Source organism: Algibacter sp. L3A6 (assembly GCF_009796825.1).
GTDB lineage: Bacteria > Bacteroidota > Bacteroidia > Flavobacteriales > Flavobacteriaceae > Algibacter.
On record NZ_CP047030.1, the window covers coordinates 1325733 to 1346033 of the forward strand.

A 20301-nucleotide genomic window follows, 5' to 3' on the forward strand; every position below is an offset into this window, starting at 1 on the left:
ATCAGTTTTCAGTTTTTCAATATTCATTTCGCAGTTAAACTCGACACCTAAAATTGTTTATCGAGTTTGCTGCCGTCTAACTTCTTTTTAAACAAAACTCTTAAATAATGTGTTACGTAAAAGTAATTCTAACAACAACAAGAACCCTGCTAAAAGTACTAATGGTCTATATTTTTCTTCGTAATTATAAAATTTAAACTCTTCAACATCTGTTTTTTCAAGCTTATTGATTTCACTATAAATTTCTTCTAATTTTTTATTATTTGTCGCTCTAAAATATTTTCCACCAGTTGCGGTAGCAATTTCTTTTAATAACGTCTCGTCTATTTCTACTTTAATTCTGCCGTATTGAAACTGCCCAGTTCTAGGGTCGATAGCCACAGGCGATAATGCCATACCATTTGTACCTAAACCAATAGTGTAAGTTTTAATACCGTATTCTATAGCTAATTCGCTAGCAATTTTTGGATCTATAAATCCTGAATTATTAACACCATCGGTTAGTAAAATAATTACTTTACTTTTTGCTTTACTATCTTTTAATCTATTTACCGATGTAGCTAACCCCATACCGATAGCGGTTCCACCTTCAATAATATTATTATACTCAATACTTTTTAAAGAGCGTAATACAATAGCTTTATCACTAGTAATTGGTGTTTTGGTATAACTTTCTCCTGCATATTCTACCAAACCAATTCTATCGTTGGGACGGCCTTTTATAAATTCTGCAGCAACTTCTTTTAAGGCATCTAATCTATTTGGACGTAAATCTTTAGCCAACATACTAGCCGAAACATCTATAGCCATTACAATATCGATACCACGTGTTGTTTTTGTTTTAGACGAAACATCTACGGTTTGCGGTCTGGCCAACGCCATAATTAACAACGCTAAAGCCAATAGACGTAACACAAACATAATAGGCTTAAGTTTAGTTAACCAAGAACTAGTTACTTTAAAACCTTTTAAACTAGACATTTTTAACTCTGCCGTTTGCTTGTTGCGCTTAAACGCATACCATACAATTGCCAGAGGCAAAAGCAAGAACAACCAGAAAAATTCTTTATTTACAAACTCGATCCCTTCAAACATTATTCTTCTGCTTTTTTAAGTTCAACTGAATTTAAAATACGCTCCACAATTTTATCGGCATACTCATCAGTTTTATTCCAGACAATGGAAATACGTTGTAAAATATTTTTAGATGAAAATTGAAGAATTACATATTTACCTTCATAAAACTCGTCGGAATTTAAAATAGGGAAACTCGCCGTACCATGAGTTTTTAAACCTTCAGCACCGTTTGGCGTTGTAAACTTATCGTTTAATACAGCGATGTCGGTAACACCAGCCTGCTCTAACTGTTTTATAGCACCATTTTGAGCCTGTTCTAAATCAATATCTTCTTCTGGGTTGGCTTGTTTTAAAATTATTGTAGATACATCTACACTAAAGAAGTTTAACAAACTACCATAACTAAAACTCGTAACACTCATTTGAGCTTGAGCTTCTTCTGGAAGCTCTACCGTATTACGTTTTAAAACCTTTGGAGTTGTAATATTAATTGGAGGCACACCGTATGCACTAGTTACCCAATCACCCTCTAAAAGCTCGATACTATCGTGACCAATAATGGTATCTTTAACATAACTAAAACCATATTTTAAAGAAAACCCAACAAAGGTTGCAATCATTAAAAACACAGCAATAACTACGGTTAAAATAATTTTATTACGCTTCTTTTTACGTGCTTGTTCTTCTCTATATTTTTCGTCTAAAAGCTTTTCTTCTTCTGTAGGTTCTGGCAAGGCTTCTTTTACGTGATCTATTTCTATATCAATTGTAGTTCTATCAATTTTTGCCAATTCAATATCCGGCGCAGATTTAGCAAATTTCACTAAATCGGCACGTTTTAATATGCTTTCTAAGTTTTTTATATCTTCCTTACTTAAATCGACTTGATTTCCTTCCTTTAGGATGTTTAATCGTTTAATAAGTTCATCGGTTGTGCTTTCTAAAGCGCGATCGTAAACCTTTTCATCTAAATATTTTCTAATAATAAAGGTTAACTCAGAATAGTAATCTTTTAAATTCTCTTGTTCTAAATATGGACTTTCATCTAAATTCTTTAGAGCTAATTTTGCACGATCGTACGGTGGTAATAAGGCTATTTTTTCTTCTTCAGAAAGTGGTTTTTTACGCCAAATAAACCAATACAAAAGAAAGCCTACTGCACTAATAATTAAAAGTGTAATTAATAAATACTTCCACCAATTACTAGCCGATTTTTCAACTTCAATAATGGGTTTTATATCGTAAAGCCCTTGTTTTGTTGTATCTACAACAACATTATTAACCTCAACCTTAAGCGAATCGGTAAAAAAAGTTTTTGTGCCAATAATTATTTTTTGTCTAGGAATAGTATAAGAACCCGAATCGAATTGAGTTAAGCCGTATTTTTTAACAAGATTGTATTTGTCTTTATTTTTTAAAGTATCTACCGCATAAGATTCAATCATTTCTAAAGGAGAAAACGATTGTCCTTCCGGAAAAACAACTAAACTTGTAGTATCGGTTTCAACTTGAATATGATACGTAATTTGTTCGCCAATTTTTATAGATGTAGAATCTATTGCCGATGTAACTTGAGAAAAAGACAATAGAGAACATAGAAAAAAGAAACTAAAGGCGATTACAGCACGCCTCCCGATAATTTTTGAGCGACCTATGGCCAACTCCTGTTTATTTAATTCTATATTATGTATAGTAATTTGTCTCACGTTTATTTTTTTTAACTGCTAATACTAATTATGCTCTATGTTTAAAATAGCCCAATAATTTTTTTACATAACTTTCGTCAACACGGCAATCTATAGCGCCTGCTCCCGATTTGGTGAAACTTTCTTTATAATATTTTGCCTTTTCGTGGTAGAATTTATTGTAATTCTTACGTACGGTTTTAGATGATGTATTGACTAGCATAAGCTCGCCCGTTTCTTCATCCTGCATTTGTACAATACCTAAATTAGGAATATCCTCTTCACGTTTATCGTAAACACGAATACCAGTAACATCGTGCTTTTTAGCAACAATTTTCATGGTTTGGTGGTAATCGTCTGCAATAAAATCTGAAAGCACAAAAGCAATTACTTTCTTCTTCATAACATTTTGCATGAACTTTAAAGCTTCTACTAAATTGGTTTGTTTACTTTCTGGCTTAAACTCTATTAATTCGCGAATAATGCGAAGTACATGCGAACGCCCTTTTTTAGGCGGAATATATAATTCTACCTTATCGGAAAATAAAATAAGTCCAATTTTATCATTGTTCTGTGTTGCCGAAAAAGCTAAAGTTGCTGCAATTTCTGTTACAACTTCATTTTTAAATTGATTCTCGGTTCCAAAAAGTTCTGATCCCGAAACATCAACCATAAGCATCATGGTAAGTTCGCGCTCTTCTTCAAAAACCTTTACATAAGGTTCGTTGTATCGAGCGGTTACATTCCAATCTATATTTCTAACATCGTCTCCAAAATTGTACTGGCGAACTTCACTAAAAGTCATACCACGCCCCTTGAAAGTCGAATGATATTCACCTCCAAAAATATGATCAGACAGCCTACGCGTCTTAATCTCAATTTTTCGTACTTTTTTTAGTAATTCTTTAGTATCCATGTTTTCAGTTTGCAGTGTGCAGTCTTCAGTTAGCGGTCAGAACATATCAGAATTCGAGTAAGCAGCTGCCTACTGAACATTGATTTACTGGTAACTTCTTTATGGTACTTCAATTTCGTTTACAATTTTTGTAATAATATCTACCGAGGTTACATTCTCTGCTTCAGCCTCGTAAGTAATACCAATTCTGTGACGTAACACATCGTAAACTACGGCGCGAACATCTTCTGGAATTACATAACCACGACGTTTAATAAAAGCGTAACATTTAGCTGCAGTTGCTAAGTTAATACTACCACGTGGCGATGCTCCAAAGGAGATTAGTGGTTTTAAATCGTTAAGCTTATATTTTTCTGGATAACGTGTAGCAAAAATAATATCTAATATATATTTTTCAATTTTCTCATCCATGTAAACCTCACGAGAAGCTGCTTGCGCTCTTAATATTTGCTCTACAGAAACTACAGGGTTTACTTTTTCCCAAGACCCTTTTAGATTAGAACGCATAATAAGTTGCTCCTCATCTAATTTTGGGTAATCTATAACTGTTTTTAGCATAAAACGATCGACTTGAGCTTCTGGTAACGGGTATGTTCCTTCTTGCTCAACCGGATTCATAGTTGCCATAACTAAAAATGGTTTATCTAATTTAAAGGTTTCATCACCAATAGTAACCTGCTTTTCTTGCATAGCTTCTAATAGTGCCGATTGTACTTTTGCTGGCGCTCTGTTAATCTCATCTGCCAATACAAAGTTTGCAAAAATAGGTCCCTTTTTTATCGAGAAATCATTAATTTTCATGTTGTAAATTAATGTACCCGTAACATCGGCTGGCAATAAATCTGGTGTAAACTGAATACGACTAAAACTACCATCAACCGCTTGTGCCAAGGTATTAATAGCTAATGTTTTTGCTAATCCTGGAACACCTTCTAATAAAATATGTCCTTGCCCTAACAAACCAATAAGTAAACGCTCGACCATATGTTTCTGGCCCACAATTACTTTATTCATTTCTAGCATCAGTAAATCAACAAAAGCACTTTCTTTTTCGATTTTCTCGTTTATGCTCTTAATATCAATTGTACCTGTATCTTCCATTATTTTTATTAATTAAAAAGCCTAATATACAGCCCTTATTTGAGTCGTGCAAATTGTTAATTTTTTTCGTGAGATGCTGTTAAAAATTGGTTAAAAATTAAAGTAAATTCAATGTTTTCGCACTTTAACCTATTATTATGATAAGAAATTCTTAATTATTTTTCAATTCGTTTTAGAAATAGACATATATCTATAATTTTTCATCAAAGTTATTATCATAAAATTGTTTTAAGTATTTTTATACAAGAATTAAATGACGATAAATTAATAAGCATGACTAAAACAGCCCTAATTACAGGCGCAACAAGTGGTATAGGCGAAGCAACAGCTTACGAATTCGCTAAACATGGCATAAAATTAATAATTTGTGGCAGACGGTTAGAACGCCTAAACACGATACAAAAAGCACTAGAACGCTTAACCGATGTACACATTTTAAATTTCGACATTCGTAATAAACAAAGTGTTATTGACGCTATTGAAAACTTACCCAAAGATTTTAAAAACATAGACATACTAATTAATAATGCTGGTAACGCCCACGGATTAGACCCTATAAACGAAGGAAATCTTGATGACTGGGACGCCATGATGGATATAAACGTAAAAGGCCTGCTTTACGTAAGCAAAGCTATTATTCCACAAATGACGGCTCGAAAATCTGGACATATTATAAACATAGGATCTTCCGCAGGCAAAGAGGTTTACCCCAACGGAAATGTTTACTGCGCAACTAAACATGCCGTTTTAGCAATTACCGAAGGCATGCGCATAGATTTAAATCCATTCGGAATTAAAGTTGGTGCCGTAAACCCAGGCATGGTAGAAACCGAATTTTCGCAAGTACGGTTTAAAGGAGATCCTGCGGCTAACAATGTTTACAAAGGATTTAAAGCTTTACAAGCCAAAGATGTGGCTGATGTAATTTATTTTGCAATTTCTAGACCTGCACACGTAAACCTTGCCGACATTTTAATGTTTTGTACCGCACAAGCAAGTAGCACTATTGTTAATAAAGAGTCATGATCGATTCCCTAAAACATCAATGGTTTCAGTTAGCAACAAAATTTACTAAAGATAATATTTTAGCAGAATCTCTATGGATAGAAATTAAAACACAATATGAGCTTAACGCGAGGTATTATCACAATTTTTCACATATAGACGCCATGCTAAAGCAAGCTGAAATACATAAAGAAGCAATAGAAAATCACGACGCTTTTTTATTTGCAATTTGGTATCATGATATTATTTACAAACCAAACAAACAAGACAATGAAGTTCAAAGCGCTGTTCTAGCTAAAAAAAGACTTAAAAAGCTACATTTAGAGCAAAACACATTAGAAAACATTGAACAGCTAATTATTTCAACTAAAAAACATAAAATTTTATTGGGTGAAAATTTTGATAACGCATTCTTATTAGATATCGATTTATCAATTTTAGGAAGCGACTGGAAAACCTATCAAAAATACACTGAGAACATCAGGAAAGAGTACCGCGTCTATCCTAGCTTTATTTACAATAAAGGAAGAAAACAAGTGCTACAAAACTTCTTAGAGCGCGAAACGTTATTTTTCACACACCCCTATCAATCTAAATTTGAAACTCAGGCCAGAAAAAATATTTTGAAAGAAATAGAACTACTATAAAATGATAAATAAACGCCTTCTCATAAAACATCTACTAGCTCACAATGACGAGAACAGTTTTTATGATAAAAAGCGAAAAATTGATATTGGACACAAAGAAGGAAAAGCGAAATTTTTAAAACACGTTTGTGCTTTATCAAACAGTAACCCAAAAAACAACTCGTACATAGTTATAGGGGTTGAAGATGAAGACAATCAAATTATAGGTGTTGACTTTTTTGATGATAGTAAAATTCAGAATTTAATAAATGCCTATTTAACAAACCCTCCAATAGTACAATACGAAAACATTCCTTTTCCACACTTATCAGACCATAAAGTTGTTGGCTTAGTAACTATTAGACCAACAGGGAAATTAACCTCTTTACGAAAAAACGTATGGAAATATTACGGAGGCTCTGTATTTTTTAGAGATGGAAGCATAAGCATGCCTAAAGTTTTCGATACGGATATTCAAGATGTGAATTCTAAAATTGTTGAGGCTATCGAAAAAAACGCTCAAAACAATATAGAACACACACTCGACGGCGTTTTCGACTTCATGAAAAAACGTATAGATTACAATCCACAATATAAAGTATTTAAAGAGTATTTTGTAATGTGTTGGGCCGGACAAAAAAAAACAACAAAAGATCAAATTTACTACTCCCGAGTTGATATTAAGCTTATAAACGAACAAGTGCTCTTGTTTTTTTCAGCATTAGATGAAGTCTCTATAAACATAACCGAAGATGCCTTCGAGATTATAGAATACGTTAATCTTGGGTTTCAAAACTCTAACAAATACTACCCTTTAGAAGAAACCATTATTAAATTTGAAAATAACGCCAGTTATAGCATTGAAACAAAACTTCTTTTTGAACCTCCTCAGTACGATAAAAAGATTTTACACCATATTTACAACACCAACAATGCCATCTTAGAAAAACTAAAAAAAGGAAACCTATTAACAAAAGCAGAAGAAACCGATCTAAAAAACTTACCTGTAACTTACTTAATCTGCTATTTAAATCTATTTCATGAAGCAATAGACAAACTCAACGAAGCCAAGCCTTATTTAAAAATCTATAACGGAGAAATCTATACCTTATATAAAGAAACGATAAGGGTTTTAAGAAAAATTAAATACAGTTAAATCAAAGTTCTTAACCATATATTAACCTAGAAACTCATTTACTTCAAAAAATAATGCTATTTTTGTAATGCTATTAATCTTTTTAAGATATAAACCTTGATTCTGTTTTTAATTTATTAAACACAGTTCAAGGTTTTTTTTTGCAAAAAAAAGAAATATAACCTCCTGTTTTTTAACAACAAAAATACTTTTCAACAAATAAAAGCGTTAATCTAATAAGATTTACGTAGTCTAAAACATGTATTTCACCGATGTTTCAAGTTGTTTTATGGATATATTTTTTTAATTTATAGATTTTATACTTTGTAACTTGGCTTTTTTTAATATTTTTACAGCATAATGACAATACAAAACAAAAGAATATTTGCCTCAATCTTATTTGTATTAATAAGTTTTGCATGCACGGCTCAATCGATACCGCCGCCGCCATTAGCACCTGGACCTCCAGGACTACCTATTGACGGAGGAGTAATAGCAGGAGCATGTTTCGCTATATTTTATGGTGCAAAAAAACTATTAAAACGAAGCTAGTTTAGCAACATACTTCCCTAATACATCAAATTCAAGATTAACCACAGTACCGTTTTTAAAGGTATTAAAATTGGTATGCTCATAAGTGTAAGGAATAATAGCAACACTAAAACTATCTTTTTTAGAATTAACAACCGTTAAACTTGTACCATTTACGGTTACCGACCCTTTTTCAATAGTTAAGTTTTTATTTTCATCAAAATTATAACTAAAAGTAAATACCCAACTTCCGTTTGCTTCTTCAACATTTGTACAAACAGCAGTTTGATCTACGTGTCCTTGAACAATATGTCCATCCAGACGATCACCCAGTTTCATGGCACGCTCTAAATTCACCTTATCATTAACTTTTAAAGTACTTAAATTTGTTTTATCAAGCGTTTCTTTAATTGCTGTAACGGTATATTCATCGTTATCTATAGCTACAACTGTTAAGCAAACTCCATTATGAGCCACACTTTGATCTATTTTTAATTCCGAAGTTATTCCGCTTTTAACGGTAATATGCAGATTATCTAATTCTTTTTTAAGGTTTGAAACTTCCCCTATATTTTCAATTATTCCGGTAAACATAGTATTATCTGTTTATTTAGTTAAATTTGCAACAGCAATTGAATTTCAAAATTACAAACAAAAGTTGTCTTTTTTAATGAAGCAAGCAGAAAATATAATAGTAGGAATATCTATAGGAGACCTAAATGGTATTGGTGGAGAAATTGTTTTAAAAACTTTTGAAGACGAAAGAATTTTAGATTTCTGTACACCAGTTATTTTTGCATCTATTAAAGTAATGAGTTTTTTAAAAACCCATTTTAACTCAAACATAAACTTTCATAGCATAAATAGCGTCAATCAAATTACTATAGGAAAGGTAAACGTGTTTAATACATGGAAAGAGCCTGTAAAAATTAATTTTGGTCAAGAAGATTTAAAAATCGGCGAATTTGCAGTAAAATCTTTAGCATCGGCAACTCAAGCCTTAAAAAATGGTGATGTTGATGTATTAGTTACAGCACCAATCAACAAGCACAATATACAGTCTGAAGAATTTAATTTTCCAGGACACACCGATTATTTAGCACAAGAATTGGAAGGCGAAAGCTTAATGTTTATGGTAACGGATACGCTTAGAGTTGGCTTACTTACAGATCATGTTCCTGTAAAAGATGTTTCAACACATATTACAACCGAATTAATTCAGCAAAAAATAGCAACGGTATATAAATCCTTACTAACAGATTTCAATATACAAAAACCAAAAATTGCTGTTTTAGGTATTAATCCACATACTGGAGACAACGGTGTTATCGGTAGTGAAGATGATGATGTATTAAGACCAACATTGAAAAAAATTAAAGAATCGGGCAAACTCGTTTACGGTCCTTATGCTGCCGACAGCTTTTTCGGATCCGATAATTATAAAAATTTCGATGCTATAATTGCATCATACCACGATCAAGGCTTAATACCTTTTAAAACATTATCATTTGGCCAAGGTGTTAACTTTACAGCTGGATTAAATAAAATTCGCACTTCACCAGACCATGGTACTGCTTATGAAATTGCAGGAAAAGGTGATGCAGATGAAAACTCATTTAAAGAAGCCTTGTTTAGCGCATTAAAAATATACAAGAACCGAAGTGAATTTGAAGAGCTAACTTCAAACCCATTAAAAAAAGCACCAAGAAACGAGCGCAGTAAAAACTATAAGGACAGGTAGTAAGTAGCTGTTTTCCACAGCAAATACGCTGTATTGCAACATAAAAGAAAGATATAAACAAAAAAATGTTTATAAGTAACGCCACGTAAATAAAAATTTATATATTTGCAGGCTCAAAATAGAAGTGATAATGAAGCCATTAAAAGAGTTTACAATTCCATTTGTAGGGTTAAAGATCGGCAAACATCAATTTAATTTTGATATTAAAGAAACGTTCTTTGAACATTTTGAGTATGAAGATTTTAACAGTGTAAACGTTAAAGCTGATGTGATTTTAGAAAAAAAATCGACATTGCTTGAATTGAACTTTAAAATCTCTGGTTCTGTTAACGTAAATTGCGATTTAACAAACGAACCTTACGACCAGATTATTGAAAACGATTTCAATTTAGTAGTTAATTTTGGTGAAGAATATAACGATGAAAACATCGATATTCTAATATTACCTCACGGTACCTACGAAATTAGCTTACAGCAATACATTTATGAACTAATTGTATTAGCAGTACCAATTAAACGTGTTCACCCTGGTGTAGAAGATGGAACATTAGATTCCGACATACTTGAAAAATTAGAAGAATTAAGCCCTGGGCTTAAAGAAAAAAACGAACAAAACGAGGATGATATAGATCCTCGCTGGAATACATTAAAGAAATTATTAACGGATAAATAAACATATAAAATGGCACATCCTAAAAGAAAAATCTCGAAAACAAGAAGAGATAAAAGAAGAACACATTACAAAGCAACTGCGCCACAGATTGCTACTTGCCCTACAACAGGTGAGCCTCATTTATACCACAGAGCACATTGGCATGAAGGTAAATTATACTATAGAGGTCAAGTATTAATTGACAACTCAGAAGTAGAAAACGTAGCATAATAACTATGCACGCATATAATAAAACACTCATTTATGAGTGTTTTTTTTATGAAATGACTTTTCGAATAGCAAAAAAACGTAAATTGCGTAAAATTCCACTCAATTTGCGTGGTTTTTAAAACAATTTTGAGCGTTTTTGTTCAATTTTAATGATTTTTCAGTCAAACCAACTAAAAAGTTATGAGTAAAATCTCTGCAGCCATTACAGCTGTTGGCGCTTATGTGCCCGAATACGTATTAACCAATCAGATCCTTGAAACGATGGTTGATACAAATGATGAATGGATTACTTCTAGAACAGGAATTAAAGAACGTCGTATTCTAAAAGACGACGGTAAGGGTACCTCGTACCTAGCTATAAAAGCTGCCCAAGACCTTATTAATAAAAAAGGTATTGATCCAAAAGATATAGAACTTGTTATAGTTGCTACGGCAACTCCAGATATGAAAGCTGCCTCTACGGCATCATTTACAGCCTCAGAAATTGGTGCTATAAATGCTTTTTCTTTCGATATGGATGCAGCATGTTCTAGTTTCTTATTTGGTATGTCTGTTGCTGCTAGTTATATTGAAACTGGCCGTTACAAAAATGTATTATTAATTGGAGCCGATAAAATGTCTTCAATTATTAATTATAAAGACAGAGCTACTTGTATTATTTTTGGCGATGGAGCTGGAGCCGTTCTTTTTGAACCAAACGAAGAAAGCCTAGGTTTACAAGATGAGTATTTAAGAAGTGACGGAACCGGTCGTGAGTTTTTACAAGCTACTTACGGAGGATCATCACATGCCTTAACTCATGAAATATTAGACGAGGGTGGACATTACGCTTTTCAAGAAGGTAGAACCGTATTTAAAAACGCTGTTTTTAATATGGCCGATGCTGCCGAAAAAATATTAAAGCGTAACAACTTAAATAAAGACACTGTAGATTGGTTAGCCGCGCATCAAGCAAACAAACGTATTATTGATGCTACAGCAAACCGTATGGATCTAGCACCTGAAAAGGTTATGTCAAACATAGAAAAATACGGTAACACAACATCTGCAACCCTTCCATTGTTAATAAATGATTACGAATCACAACTTAAAAAAGGAGATAATGTTATCTTTGCCGCTTTTGGAGGCGGATTTAACTGGGGTTCTATTTATTTAAAATGGGCATATAACACAAAGTAATAACCAACCTTTAAATACCGAAATTATGGATATAAAAGAGATTCAAAACTTAATCAAATTTGTTGCAAAATCTGGAGCAAGCGAGGTTAAACTAGAAATGGATGATATTAAAATCACCATTAGAACAGGTTCAGAGTCCGATACAACTATCGTGCACCAAGTTCCTGCAACTCATCAAATGCCACAAATAGCACAACCATTAGCAGCACCTGCACAAGCAGAAGCAGCCGCTCCTGTTGCAGCGCCGGCAGACGAAGATTCAAAATATATAACTATTAAGTCACCAATTATTGGTACATTCTATAGAAAACCATCACCAGATAAACCTTTATTTGTTGAAGTAGGTCAAACTATTGCAGAAGGTGACGTACTTTGTATTATTGAAGCTATGAAACTTTTCAATGAAATTGAATCTGAAGTTTCTGGTAAAATAGTAAAAATATTAGTGGACGATTCTTCACCAGTAGAATTCGATCAACCTTTATTCTTAGTAGATCCATCTTAATTTGAAGTTTAAAGTTTAAAGTCTAAAGTCTAGCACCACGTGTTAAACTTATATTCTCATAAACCATAAACTCTTAAACTCATAAAAAGATATGTTTAAAAAAATATTGATTGCCAATAGAGGCGAAATAGCACTACGTGTTATTAGAACCTGTAAAGAAATGGGCATAAAAACGGTTGCAGTATATTCTACTGCAGATGCCGAAAGTTTACACGTAAAATTTGCAGACGAAGCCGTATGTATTGGCCCAGCAGCAAGTAGCGAGTCTTACTTAAAAATGTCAAATATTATATCTGCGGCAGAAATAACAAACGCAGACGCTATCCACCCAGGATACGGTTTTTTATCAGAAAACGCTAAGTTTTCTAAAATATGTGAAGAACACGGTATCAAATTCATTGGTGCATCTCCAGAGATGATCGATAGAATGGGAGATAAAGCAAACGCTAAAGAAACCATGAAAGCTGCCGGTGTACCTTGTGTACCAGGAAGTGAAGGTATTATTGAATCCTTTGAAGATTGCATACGTGTAGCCGAAGAAACTGGTTACCCTGTAATGTTAAAAGCCTCTGCCGGTGGTGGTGGTAAAGGTATGCGTGGCGTTTTTAAACCAGAAGATCTTAAAGATGCCTGGGATTCTGCTAGACAAGAATCTAAAGCAGCCTTTGGAAATGATGATATGTACATGGAGAAACTTATTGAAGAGCCTCGCCATATCGAAATTCAAATTGTAGGCGATTCTAATGGTAAAGCCTGTCACTTATCAGAAAGAGACTGCTCTATTCAACGTCGTCACCAAAAATTAACCGAAGAAGTTCCATCGCCATTCATGACGACAGCTTTACGTAAAAAAATGGGAGAAGCTGCCGTAAAAGCAGCCGAATATATTAAATACGAAGGCGCCGGAACTATAGAATTTTTAGTAGATAAGCACCGTAACTTCTACTTCATGGAAATGAACACTCGTATCCAAGTAGAACACCCAATTACAGAGCAAGTAATCGATTTCGATTTAATTCGTGAGCAAATTTTAGTAGCTGCAGGCGTGCCAATTTCAGGTAAAAACTACACACCAAAATTACACTCTATAGAATGCCGTATTAATGCTGAAGACCCGTTTAACAACTTTAGACCTTCGCCAGGATTAATAACCACACTACACGCCCCTGGAGGCCATGGTGTGCGCTTAGACACACACGTTTACGCAGGTTACTCTATTCCACCAAACTACGATTCTATGATTGCAAAGTTAATTACAACAGCTCAAACTAGAGAAGAAGCCATTAATAAAATGAAACGTGCGTTAGATGAATTCGTTATCGAAGGCATCAAAACAACCATCCCGTTCCATAGACAATTAATGGATCATCCAGATTATTTGGCTGGTAACTATACCACTGCCTTCATGGAAGATTTTGTTATGCAAAAACAAATTGAAGAATAAATAATTAAAACTCCGGAAATCATTTTCGGAGTTTTTTTGGTTAAAACCTAAAGTATTATTTGGGCGTTACCGCAAGGGTCGGGCTTTCCGCTATATCTTTATTTGTGCAAATCCGTATCAGAAACTAGCAACATTTTTCACATCTCCTAAAAGTCTCAATACCAAATTTTAGGTCTTTTTAGCACAAAAAAGGATGCCGCATCAATCCCTAACGCAAATTTAGGCTACATCAAAAAACAGTAAATTAATAAGATACAACTGTCGTGTAGCGTAAAAAAATCAACTCATTTACCAGAATAACTACGGCATTTACAAAACCTCATAAGCATCTACAATATTCCAATAAAAAATATACTATTTTAGTTGCCCGGAATACGCAGAAACCAATGAAACAAATATTAGAAATTAAGCAAAACTTATTTAATCTCTGTTTAGAGTCGATAGATTCCAGATTCCAAACTATACAAAACACCATTAACGAAATCCAGGAATCTTTAACTTCCGAAACCAAAAGTAGCGCAGGCGACAAGCACGAAACAGGTCGTGCGATGTTGCAATTAGAACGTGAAAAAGCAGGAAACCAGTTAGCCGAAATTAACAAAACTAAAGTCGCACTTTCGAAAATTGATATCCCAAAAACATCGCAAACCGTAGGTTTAGGCAGTGTAATTTACACTAATCAAGCTAATTATTATATTGCAATTAGCGCAGGCGAGTTAACGTACAATAATCAAAAATTCTATGCCATATCTCCAAACACACCAATTGGTTTGTTATTAATAGGCAAAACAGTTAACGATGCTATTACATTTAGAGCGCAAAATTTTAAAATAGAATCGGTATTATAATACTTGGCTCGCAAAATCAGACAGTAAATTATAATCTTTTACATGGAAGGTTTGTATACCTAAATTTTCCGCAGCCTGGATATTATCAATCGAGTCATCAATAAAAATAGATTCTTCCGGTTTTAAATTACTATCCTTCAAAAGAAAATTAAAAATACCAGCATCTGGTTTTCTAGTCTTTACTTCGTGAGAATAATATGCTTTTGTAAACAAATCATTGAATTTATAACCATTTACAGCTTCAAATTCATCTAAAAAATGCTTCTGATGAATAGCATTTGTATTACTCAAAAGATAAAGATTATACTTTCCTTTTAAACTTTCTATAAATGCAATTCGCGCTTTTGGCATATCTAAAATCATAGCATTCCACGCGACTTTAATAGCTTCATAACTTGGTGTTTTACTCGATAATTTAAATAAAGCCTCTAGAAACTCTTCTTCAGAAATCTTACCTATTTCAAAATCATAAAAAAACGAATACTCGTAATGGTGTCCTGTTTTATTCACAATATTATCAATTCCAATAGTCTGCAATTCGCTAATGGTTTTCGGAACATTTAAATTCAAAATAACACCGCCTAAATCGAAAATAATATTTTTTATAGTTTTCATTTATAAGTTTCTTATCTGCAAATAATAGCGCTAAGCTCAATACGTAACCAAAAATAAAGAAATAGAATGAAACAAATAACAGGCACACCCATTACTTTATTATTAAAATTTTTACAAAAAACAGGAAAATCACCCTTTTAATATAGGGCAATGCCCTAACCGAATAAACGTGCCCTTTGTTTACTTTTACAGTATCATTAATCCATTACACGAATAGTAATACAGAATAAAATAAAAATATTAAGAAGAAGAAGAAAGATGAACACAAATCTACCTTACTAAACCTATTATTAATTTTAACCTATTATCAACAAAAAAAGAGTGACGATTGCCCCCATAATCTTCATTCTTTTTTTGTTTTAATCTAGTTAATCACAAGGCAAACCTCAGTATCTACATTCAAAGGTTTTTTATGCTCAAAGAACACCAGCTCTCCATTTAAATCAGCTTCTATTAAATAATAATGGCCTTTAAAATAAGTTCGTTTCACTCTAACTTTCAAACTAGTATCTTCAACCACTTCAAGCTGATGGGCATAAATAATTTTATTATCTATAACATTAAACTCACCAAAAAATGATGCTATTAACGGTGTTTTTGGGTTTTTAAAAAGATCTTCGGGAGCGCCTTCCTCTTCTACTTCATGGTTATTTAAAATTAACATTCTATCAGCAAAACCTAATACATCTTCTTTGTCGTGGGTGGCAACAACACAAGAAATATTTTTCAGTTTTAAATATTTAAAAACATTACGGCGTAAAGACTGTTTTTTGAAGTTATCAATATGGCTAAACGGTTCGTCTAGCAACATAATTTCAGGTTCTTTAGCTAAAGCTCTAGCCAAAGCAACACGTTGTTTTTGTCCGCCACTTAAGGTTTTTACTTTCACTTTCGCAAAAGCAGTAAGTTCTACAACTTCAAGCAATTCTTTAATGCGTTCTTGTTTTTCTTCAGGATAGAAGTTAGATAAAAAAGAACCTATATTCTCTGCAACCGAGGTAAAAGGCATTAAATCGAACTCTTGCGCTACATACTTCATAAAATCGTAACCCACAACCAAGTTATATTTAGGACCAAGAATTTCCGTATCTCGCCAAAAAAGTCGCCCCGAATTTAAATCGAATTCGCCATAAAGCAATTTTAAAAGCGTGCTTTTACCAGAACCACTTTCGCCAATAATAGAAAGCTGTTCTCCTGCTTTTACAGAAAAAGAAATATTTTTTAAAATCTCTGTTTTTTGATAAGAAAAAGAAATATTATTGACTTGCAGCATTTTAGTTTTTTAATGAAATGAGACCAAAAAGGCCTTAATTATAATACTCGTTTTTTATGATTAAATCGATTAACAATAACAGCGTTTATGTTTTAAAGAATCTCGAACAATTTACCAGGTAGTGGTCGTACTACACCTTTCAATTCCATGTTTAACAAAATGCCCGCTACTTTAAAAATAGGCAAATTACAATTAATAGCTATAATATCTAACTGCTGTTTTTCATTTTCCTTTAAATAATTATAAATCACTTTTTCGGTAGCATCTAACTCTACAAACAATTGTTTTTGTATCGCAGGTTTTTGAGCATCTTGCAGTTGCCAATTTAAAATATAGGGCACATCTAAAGGCGTAGTAAGCATGTGCGCACGTTGCTGTTTAATTAAATTATTACAGCCCACGCTTTGGCTATCGGTGGTACGGCCTGGCACTGCAAACACATCTCGATTATAAGAGTTCGCGATATCTGCAGTTACTAAACTCCCTCCCTTTTCTGCAGATTCTATAACAATGGTAGCTTCACTTAAACCAGCGATAACCCGGTTTCGTTTTAAAAAATTATTTCTATCAAAATTATCAGTACTCCAAAAATCGGTAAAAAACCCACCGTTTTTCTCCATGTCTACCATATACTTTTTATGAACCTTAGGATAAATTTGATCTAGACCATGCGCCAAACACGCCACGGTTTGCAAACCATGTTTAATGGCCGCCTTATGTGCAGTAATATCCGTTCCGTATGCAAAACCCGAAATAATAACCGGATTATAAGGTTTAAGTGTTTCAACCAGTTTTTCGCAAAAAGCAATACCATTGGTCGTAATTTTTCGAGCACCAACAATACTAATTAAGCGTTGCTTTTTTAAGTCAATATTACCAGATTGAAATAATAAAATAGGCCCATCGATACAATGCTTTAACTTTTCGGGATAATCGCTATTCTCAAAATACGAAACTTTAATATTATTCGCTTCAATAAAACGCATTTCCTTTTCAGCCTCTTTTAAATGATGTGGTTTAGACAAACCTTCTAAAATAACTCGACCAACACCGTCAATTTTAAGCAAGTTTTCTCTCTTTTCTTTTAGAGCAGCTTCCGCAGAACCACATTGAGAAATGAGTCTTTTGGCTGTAATATCTCCAATATTTGGCACATGTTGTAAGGCTAAAGCGTAAAGCAAGTCATTTTCTGTCATCGTAAAAGGCTTAATTTCAATCTACAATAAAAGAATTTTTAATCTGTTAATAAAAACATCACGATAAATTTTATCGAAAACTATAATTTTCTAACTTTGTCTTTATGCAATTAGATACCTACATAAGCGACTTACTATATAGATATGAATGTGTTACCATCCCTGAGTTGGGTTCATTTTTAACACAAACTGTATCTGCAACGATAAACGAAACTACAAACGCGTTTTTTCCGCCGAAAAAAGTTTTATCTTTTAATGAGCAAATTCAGAAAAACGACGGTTTATTAGCGCATTATATTGCCGATGTAGATAAAATACCTTTCGAGGTTGCAAATAAAAAGATTGCAAAACTTGTTGCAGTTTTAAAAGATAATTTAAGCGAAGGTGAAACCGTAAACTTCAAAAATATTGGAGACCTTGTTTTTAATACTGAAGGTAAAATTACATTCGAGCCATCGTACCAATTAAATTATTTAACAGATGCTTTTGGATTATCTCAATTTGAATCGCCAGCCGTAACACGCGAGCTTTACAAAGAAGAAGCCGAACGTATCGAAAAAGTAATACCAATTACTGTTACTTCAGAAAAACGCAAAAGCAGACCATATTTAAAATATGCTGCCATAGCTGTAGTTGCTTTAACCCTTGGAGGTTTAGTGGCTTCTAATTTTTATGTGAATCAAATTGAAACACATAACCAATTAGCACAACAAGAAGCAGAAAAGCAGTTAGATACTAAAATACAACAAGCTACTTTTAATTTAAATCCATTGCCAGCAATAACGTTAAACGTTTCTAAACAAACGGGTAACTTCCATATTGTAGCAGGTGCTTTTAGAGTAGAAGAAAATTGTGATACTACAGTAACACAACTTAAAGCAGATGGTTTTAGCGCACGTAAAATTGGCACAAATAAATACGGTTTACACCAAGTTGTTTATGCTAGTTTTGAAACTCGTGCAGAAGCTAGAAAAGCTTTGCAAAACATTAAAACTTCGCATAATAAAGACGCTTGGTTACTTGTGAAAAAACTAGACTAGTAGTTTTTACAAAACCGCAGTTCTTTTACTCGCATAATTGTTAACTTTGCCACATCATAAACCTAATTATTTTTGATGCAAGTAAAAACACCTGAACAATCTAGAACTATAATGACAGATTTGGTTTTACCTAGTGAAACCAACCCGTTAAACAACTTATTTGGTGGCGAATTATTGGCCCGAATGGATCGTGCAGCCAGTATTGCAGCACGCAGACACTCGCGCCGTATTGTGGTTACCGCATCGGTAAACCACGTTGCTTTTAACCGTGCCGTACCACTTGGTAGCGTAGTAACGGTAGAAGCTAAAGTATCTCGCGCCTTTAAAACCTCAATGGAAGTTTTTCTAGATGTTTGGATCGAAGATCGCGAATCTGGCGACCGTGCCAAAGCTAACGAAGCCATTTACACTTTTGTTGCTGTAGACGAAACTGGACGTCCAATCCCCGTGCCAGAAGTACAACCAGAAACCGAACTCGAAAAAGAACGCTATGCTGCTGCTCTGCGCCGTAAGCAATTGAGTTTATTACTAGCCGGAAAAATAAAACCAAGCCAAGCCTCGGAACTTAAAGCCCTTTTTGACTAAAATCAAAAAATATCTGTATGCACGCCTTATTAGAATAAGATGTGCATACAGAACACTTAAAGCTTAAAGAATTCGTTTACAGAGATTGATTGTAACACAATGCTTTCTGCCTAAAAAAGTTATATTTACAGCATGCAAATTCCAAAAGGAAAAAAAATATATTTCGCTTCAGACAACCATTTAGGAGCTCCAACAAAGGAAGCCTCTTATCCACGTGAAAAAAGATTCGTGGCTTGGCTAGACGAAATTAAGCATGATGCGGCTGTAATATTTTTAATGGGAGATTTATTTGATTTTTGGTTTGAATATAAAACAGTAGTCCCAAAAGGTTTTACAAGAACCTTAGGGAAACTTGCCGAAATATCCGACTCTGGAATACCGATCCATTATTTTGTGGGCAACCACGACCTTTGGATGGATGGCTATTTTCAAGAAGAACTTAACATACCGGTTTACCATAAACCCAAGGAGTTTGTTTTTAATAATAAAACATTTTTTATTGGTCATGGCGACGGTTTAGGTCCATATGATAAGGGTTATAAGCGCATGAAAAAAGTGTTTACTAATCCGGTTTTTAAATGGCTATTCCGTTGGTTACACCCAGATATTGGCGTAGGAATTGCCCAATACTTATCGGTTAAAAACAAACTTATTTCTGGCGATGACGATGCTACATTTTTAGGAGAAGAAAACGAATGGCTTGTACAATATGCCAAACGAAAACTAGAAGACAAACATCGTGATTACTTTATTTTTGGTCATCGACACTTACCAATGAATATTGATTTAGGTAACAACTCTAGTTATCTAAATATTGGAGATTGGATTCAATATTTTACCTATGGTGTTTTTGATGGTGAACAGCTTGAGCTAAAAACATACGAGCTTAATACAGATAAATAAACAACTCTTGTTT

At 33.5% G+C, this 20301-nt stretch carries 22 protein-coding genes; 14 read left to right on the forward strand and 8 right to left on the reverse strand.

Features of this window, described 5'->3' with window-relative positions; all coding sequences use genetic code 11:
* Positions 1 to 87: 87 nt before the first annotated feature.
* The 4 genes from GQR98_RS05540 to GQR98_RS05555 form a co-directional block, all read right to left on the reverse strand.
* Positions 88 to 1095, reverse strand: coding sequence for a vWA domain-containing protein (locus GQR98_RS05540; RefSeq protein ID WP_159018637.1), 1008 nt, complete (start codon positions 1093 to 1095; stop codon positions 88 to 90).
* Positions 1095 to 2732: a BatD family protein gene (locus tag GQR98_RS05545; protein WP_159021096.1), complete on the reverse strand. Its 1638-nt coding sequence runs from the start codon at positions 2730 to 2732 to the stop codon at positions 1095 to 1097. Before GQR98_RS05545 ends, GQR98_RS05540 begins: the two co-directional genes overlap by 1 nt.
* A gap of 79 nt (positions 2733 to 2811) precedes the next feature.
* The gene (locus GQR98_RS05550) at positions 2812 to 3678 is read right to left on the reverse strand and encodes a DUF58 domain-containing protein (RefSeq protein WP_074936765.1); all 867 of its coding nucleotides are present in this window, start codon (positions 3676 to 3678) and stop codon (positions 2812 to 2814) included.
* A 99-nt stretch (positions 3679 to 3777) separates the two neighbouring features.
* Positions 3778 to 4779 carry an AAA family ATPase gene (locus GQR98_RS05555; RefSeq protein ID WP_159018638.1) on the reverse strand — a complete coding sequence of 334 codons (1002 nt, stop codon included), beginning with the start codon at positions 4777 to 4779 and terminating at the stop codon, positions 3778 to 3780.
* A gap of 273 nt (positions 4780 to 5052) precedes the next feature.
* On the opposite strand from GQR98_RS05555, the gene GQR98_RS05560 reads away from it, so the two are divergent.
* The 4 genes from GQR98_RS05560 to GQR98_RS05575 all read left to right on the forward strand — a co-directional run bounded on the left by GQR98_RS05560 (position 5053) and on the right by GQR98_RS05575 (position 8097).
* Positions 5053 to 5805, forward strand: a complete 753-nt coding sequence (locus GQR98_RS05560; protein WP_159018639.1) for an SDR family NAD(P)-dependent oxidoreductase — start codon at positions 5053 to 5055, stop codon at positions 5803 to 5805.
* Complete coding sequence (locus tag GQR98_RS05565; protein WP_233268084.1) at positions 5802 to 6431, forward strand: hypothetical protein; 630 nt, start codon at positions 5802 to 5804, stop codon at positions 6429 to 6431. The genes GQR98_RS05560 and GQR98_RS05565 overlap by 4 nt, the downstream gene beginning before the upstream one ends.
* A 1-nt stretch (position 6432) precedes the next feature.
* A complete protein-coding gene (locus GQR98_RS05570) occupies positions 6433 to 7566 on the forward strand; it encodes an ATP-binding protein (protein WP_159018640.1) in 1134 nt (377 codons plus the stop codon).
* Between the two features lie 339 nt (positions 7567 to 7905).
* Positions 7906 to 8097 (forward strand): PID-CTERM protein-sorting domain-containing protein, encoded by a 192-nt coding sequence (locus GQR98_RS05575; RefSeq protein WP_159018641.1) that lies wholly within the window; start codon positions 7906 to 7908, stop codon positions 8095 to 8097.
* On the opposite strand, the gene GQR98_RS05580 is transcribed toward GQR98_RS05575, so the two are convergent.
* Positions 8083 to 8670 (reverse strand): riboflavin synthase, encoded by a 588-nt coding sequence (locus tag GQR98_RS05580; RefSeq protein ID WP_159018642.1) that lies wholly within the window; start codon positions 8668 to 8670, stop codon positions 8083 to 8085. The two genes, GQR98_RS05575 and GQR98_RS05580, sit on opposite strands and share 15 nt — an antisense overlap.
* Positions 8671 to 8746: 76 nt before the next feature.
* Here GQR98_RS05580 and pdxA point away from each other — a divergent pair, with 76 nt between their 5' ends.
* The 7 genes from pdxA (at position 8747) to GQR98_RS05615 (ending at position 14676) form a co-directional block, all read left to right on the forward strand.
* Positions 8747 to 9817 (forward strand): 4-hydroxythreonine-4-phosphate dehydrogenase PdxA, encoded by a 1071-nt coding sequence (pdxA, locus tag GQR98_RS05585; protein WP_159018643.1) that lies wholly within the window; start codon positions 8747 to 8749, stop codon positions 9815 to 9817.
* A 130-nt stretch (positions 9818 to 9947) separates the two neighbouring features.
* Entirely contained in the window at positions 9948 to 10490 is a 543-nt protein-coding gene (locus tag GQR98_RS05590; RefSeq protein WP_159018644.1) for a YceD family protein, read from the forward strand.
* A gap of 9 nt (positions 10491 to 10499) precedes the next feature.
* Positions 10500 to 10700 (forward strand): 50S ribosomal protein L32, encoded by a 201-nt coding sequence (gene rpmF, locus GQR98_RS05595; protein ID WP_042496062.1) that lies wholly within the window; start codon positions 10500 to 10502, stop codon positions 10698 to 10700.
* Between the two features lie 180 nt (positions 10701 to 10880).
* A complete protein-coding gene (locus tag GQR98_RS05600) occupies positions 10881 to 11879 on the forward strand; it encodes a beta-ketoacyl-ACP synthase III (RefSeq protein WP_159018645.1) in 999 nt (332 codons plus the stop codon).
* Between the two features lie 25 nt (positions 11880 to 11904).
* On the forward strand, positions 11905 to 12384 hold the full coding sequence (accB, locus tag GQR98_RS05605; protein ID WP_159018646.1) for an acetyl-CoA carboxylase biotin carboxyl carrier protein: 480 nt from the start codon (positions 11905 to 11907) through the stop codon (positions 12382 to 12384).
* A 91-nt stretch (positions 12385 to 12475) separates the two neighbouring features.
* Positions 12476 to 13828, forward strand: coding sequence for an acetyl-CoA carboxylase biotin carboxylase subunit (accC, locus tag GQR98_RS05610; RefSeq protein WP_159018647.1), 1353 nt, complete (start codon positions 12476 to 12478; stop codon positions 13826 to 13828).
* A gap of 386 nt (positions 13829 to 14214) precedes the next feature.
* Positions 14215 to 14676 carry a 3-oxoacyl-ACP synthase gene (locus tag GQR98_RS05615; RefSeq protein ID WP_159018648.1) on the forward strand — a complete coding sequence of 154 codons (462 nt, stop codon included), beginning with the start codon at positions 14215 to 14217 and terminating at the stop codon, positions 14674 to 14676.
* Here GQR98_RS05615 and GQR98_RS05620 read toward each other — a convergent pair.
* The 3 genes from GQR98_RS05620 to dprA form a co-directional block, all read right to left on the reverse strand.
* Positions 14671 to 15291: an HAD family hydrolase gene (locus tag GQR98_RS05620; RefSeq protein WP_159018649.1), complete on the reverse strand. Its 621-nt coding sequence runs from the start codon at positions 15289 to 15291 to the stop codon at positions 14671 to 14673. The genes GQR98_RS05615 and GQR98_RS05620 overlap by 6 nt on opposite strands.
* Before the next feature lie 364 nt (positions 15292 to 15655).
* Entirely contained in the window at positions 15656 to 16564 is a 909-nt protein-coding gene (locus tag GQR98_RS05625) for an ABC transporter ATP-binding protein (RefSeq protein WP_159018650.1), read from the reverse strand.
* A gap of 92 nt (positions 16565 to 16656) precedes the next feature.
* The gene (dprA, locus tag GQR98_RS05630) at positions 16657 to 17760 is read right to left on the reverse strand and encodes a DNA-processing protein DprA (protein ID WP_159018651.1); all 1104 of its coding nucleotides are present in this window, start codon (positions 17758 to 17760) and stop codon (positions 16657 to 16659) included.
* 104 nt (positions 17761 to 17864) lie between these two features.
* On the opposite strand from dprA, the gene GQR98_RS05635 reads away from it, so the two are divergent.
* The 3 genes from GQR98_RS05635 to GQR98_RS05645 all read left to right on the forward strand — a co-directional run bounded on the left by GQR98_RS05635 (position 17865) and on the right by GQR98_RS05645 (position 20288).
* Entirely contained in the window at positions 17865 to 18800 is a 936-nt protein-coding gene (locus tag GQR98_RS05635) for an SPOR domain-containing protein (RefSeq protein WP_159018652.1), read from the forward strand.
* A gap of 75 nt (positions 18801 to 18875) precedes the next feature.
* Entirely contained in the window at positions 18876 to 19385 is a 510-nt protein-coding gene (locus GQR98_RS05640) for an acyl-CoA thioesterase (RefSeq protein WP_159021098.1), read from the forward strand.
* A 132-nt stretch (positions 19386 to 19517) separates the two neighbouring features.
* The gene (locus GQR98_RS05645) at positions 19518 to 20288 is read left to right on the forward strand and encodes a UDP-2,3-diacylglucosamine diphosphatase (RefSeq protein WP_159018653.1); all 771 of its coding nucleotides are present in this window, start codon (positions 19518 to 19520) and stop codon (positions 20286 to 20288) included.
* The last annotated feature ends 13 nt before the right edge of the window (positions 20289 to 20301 follow it).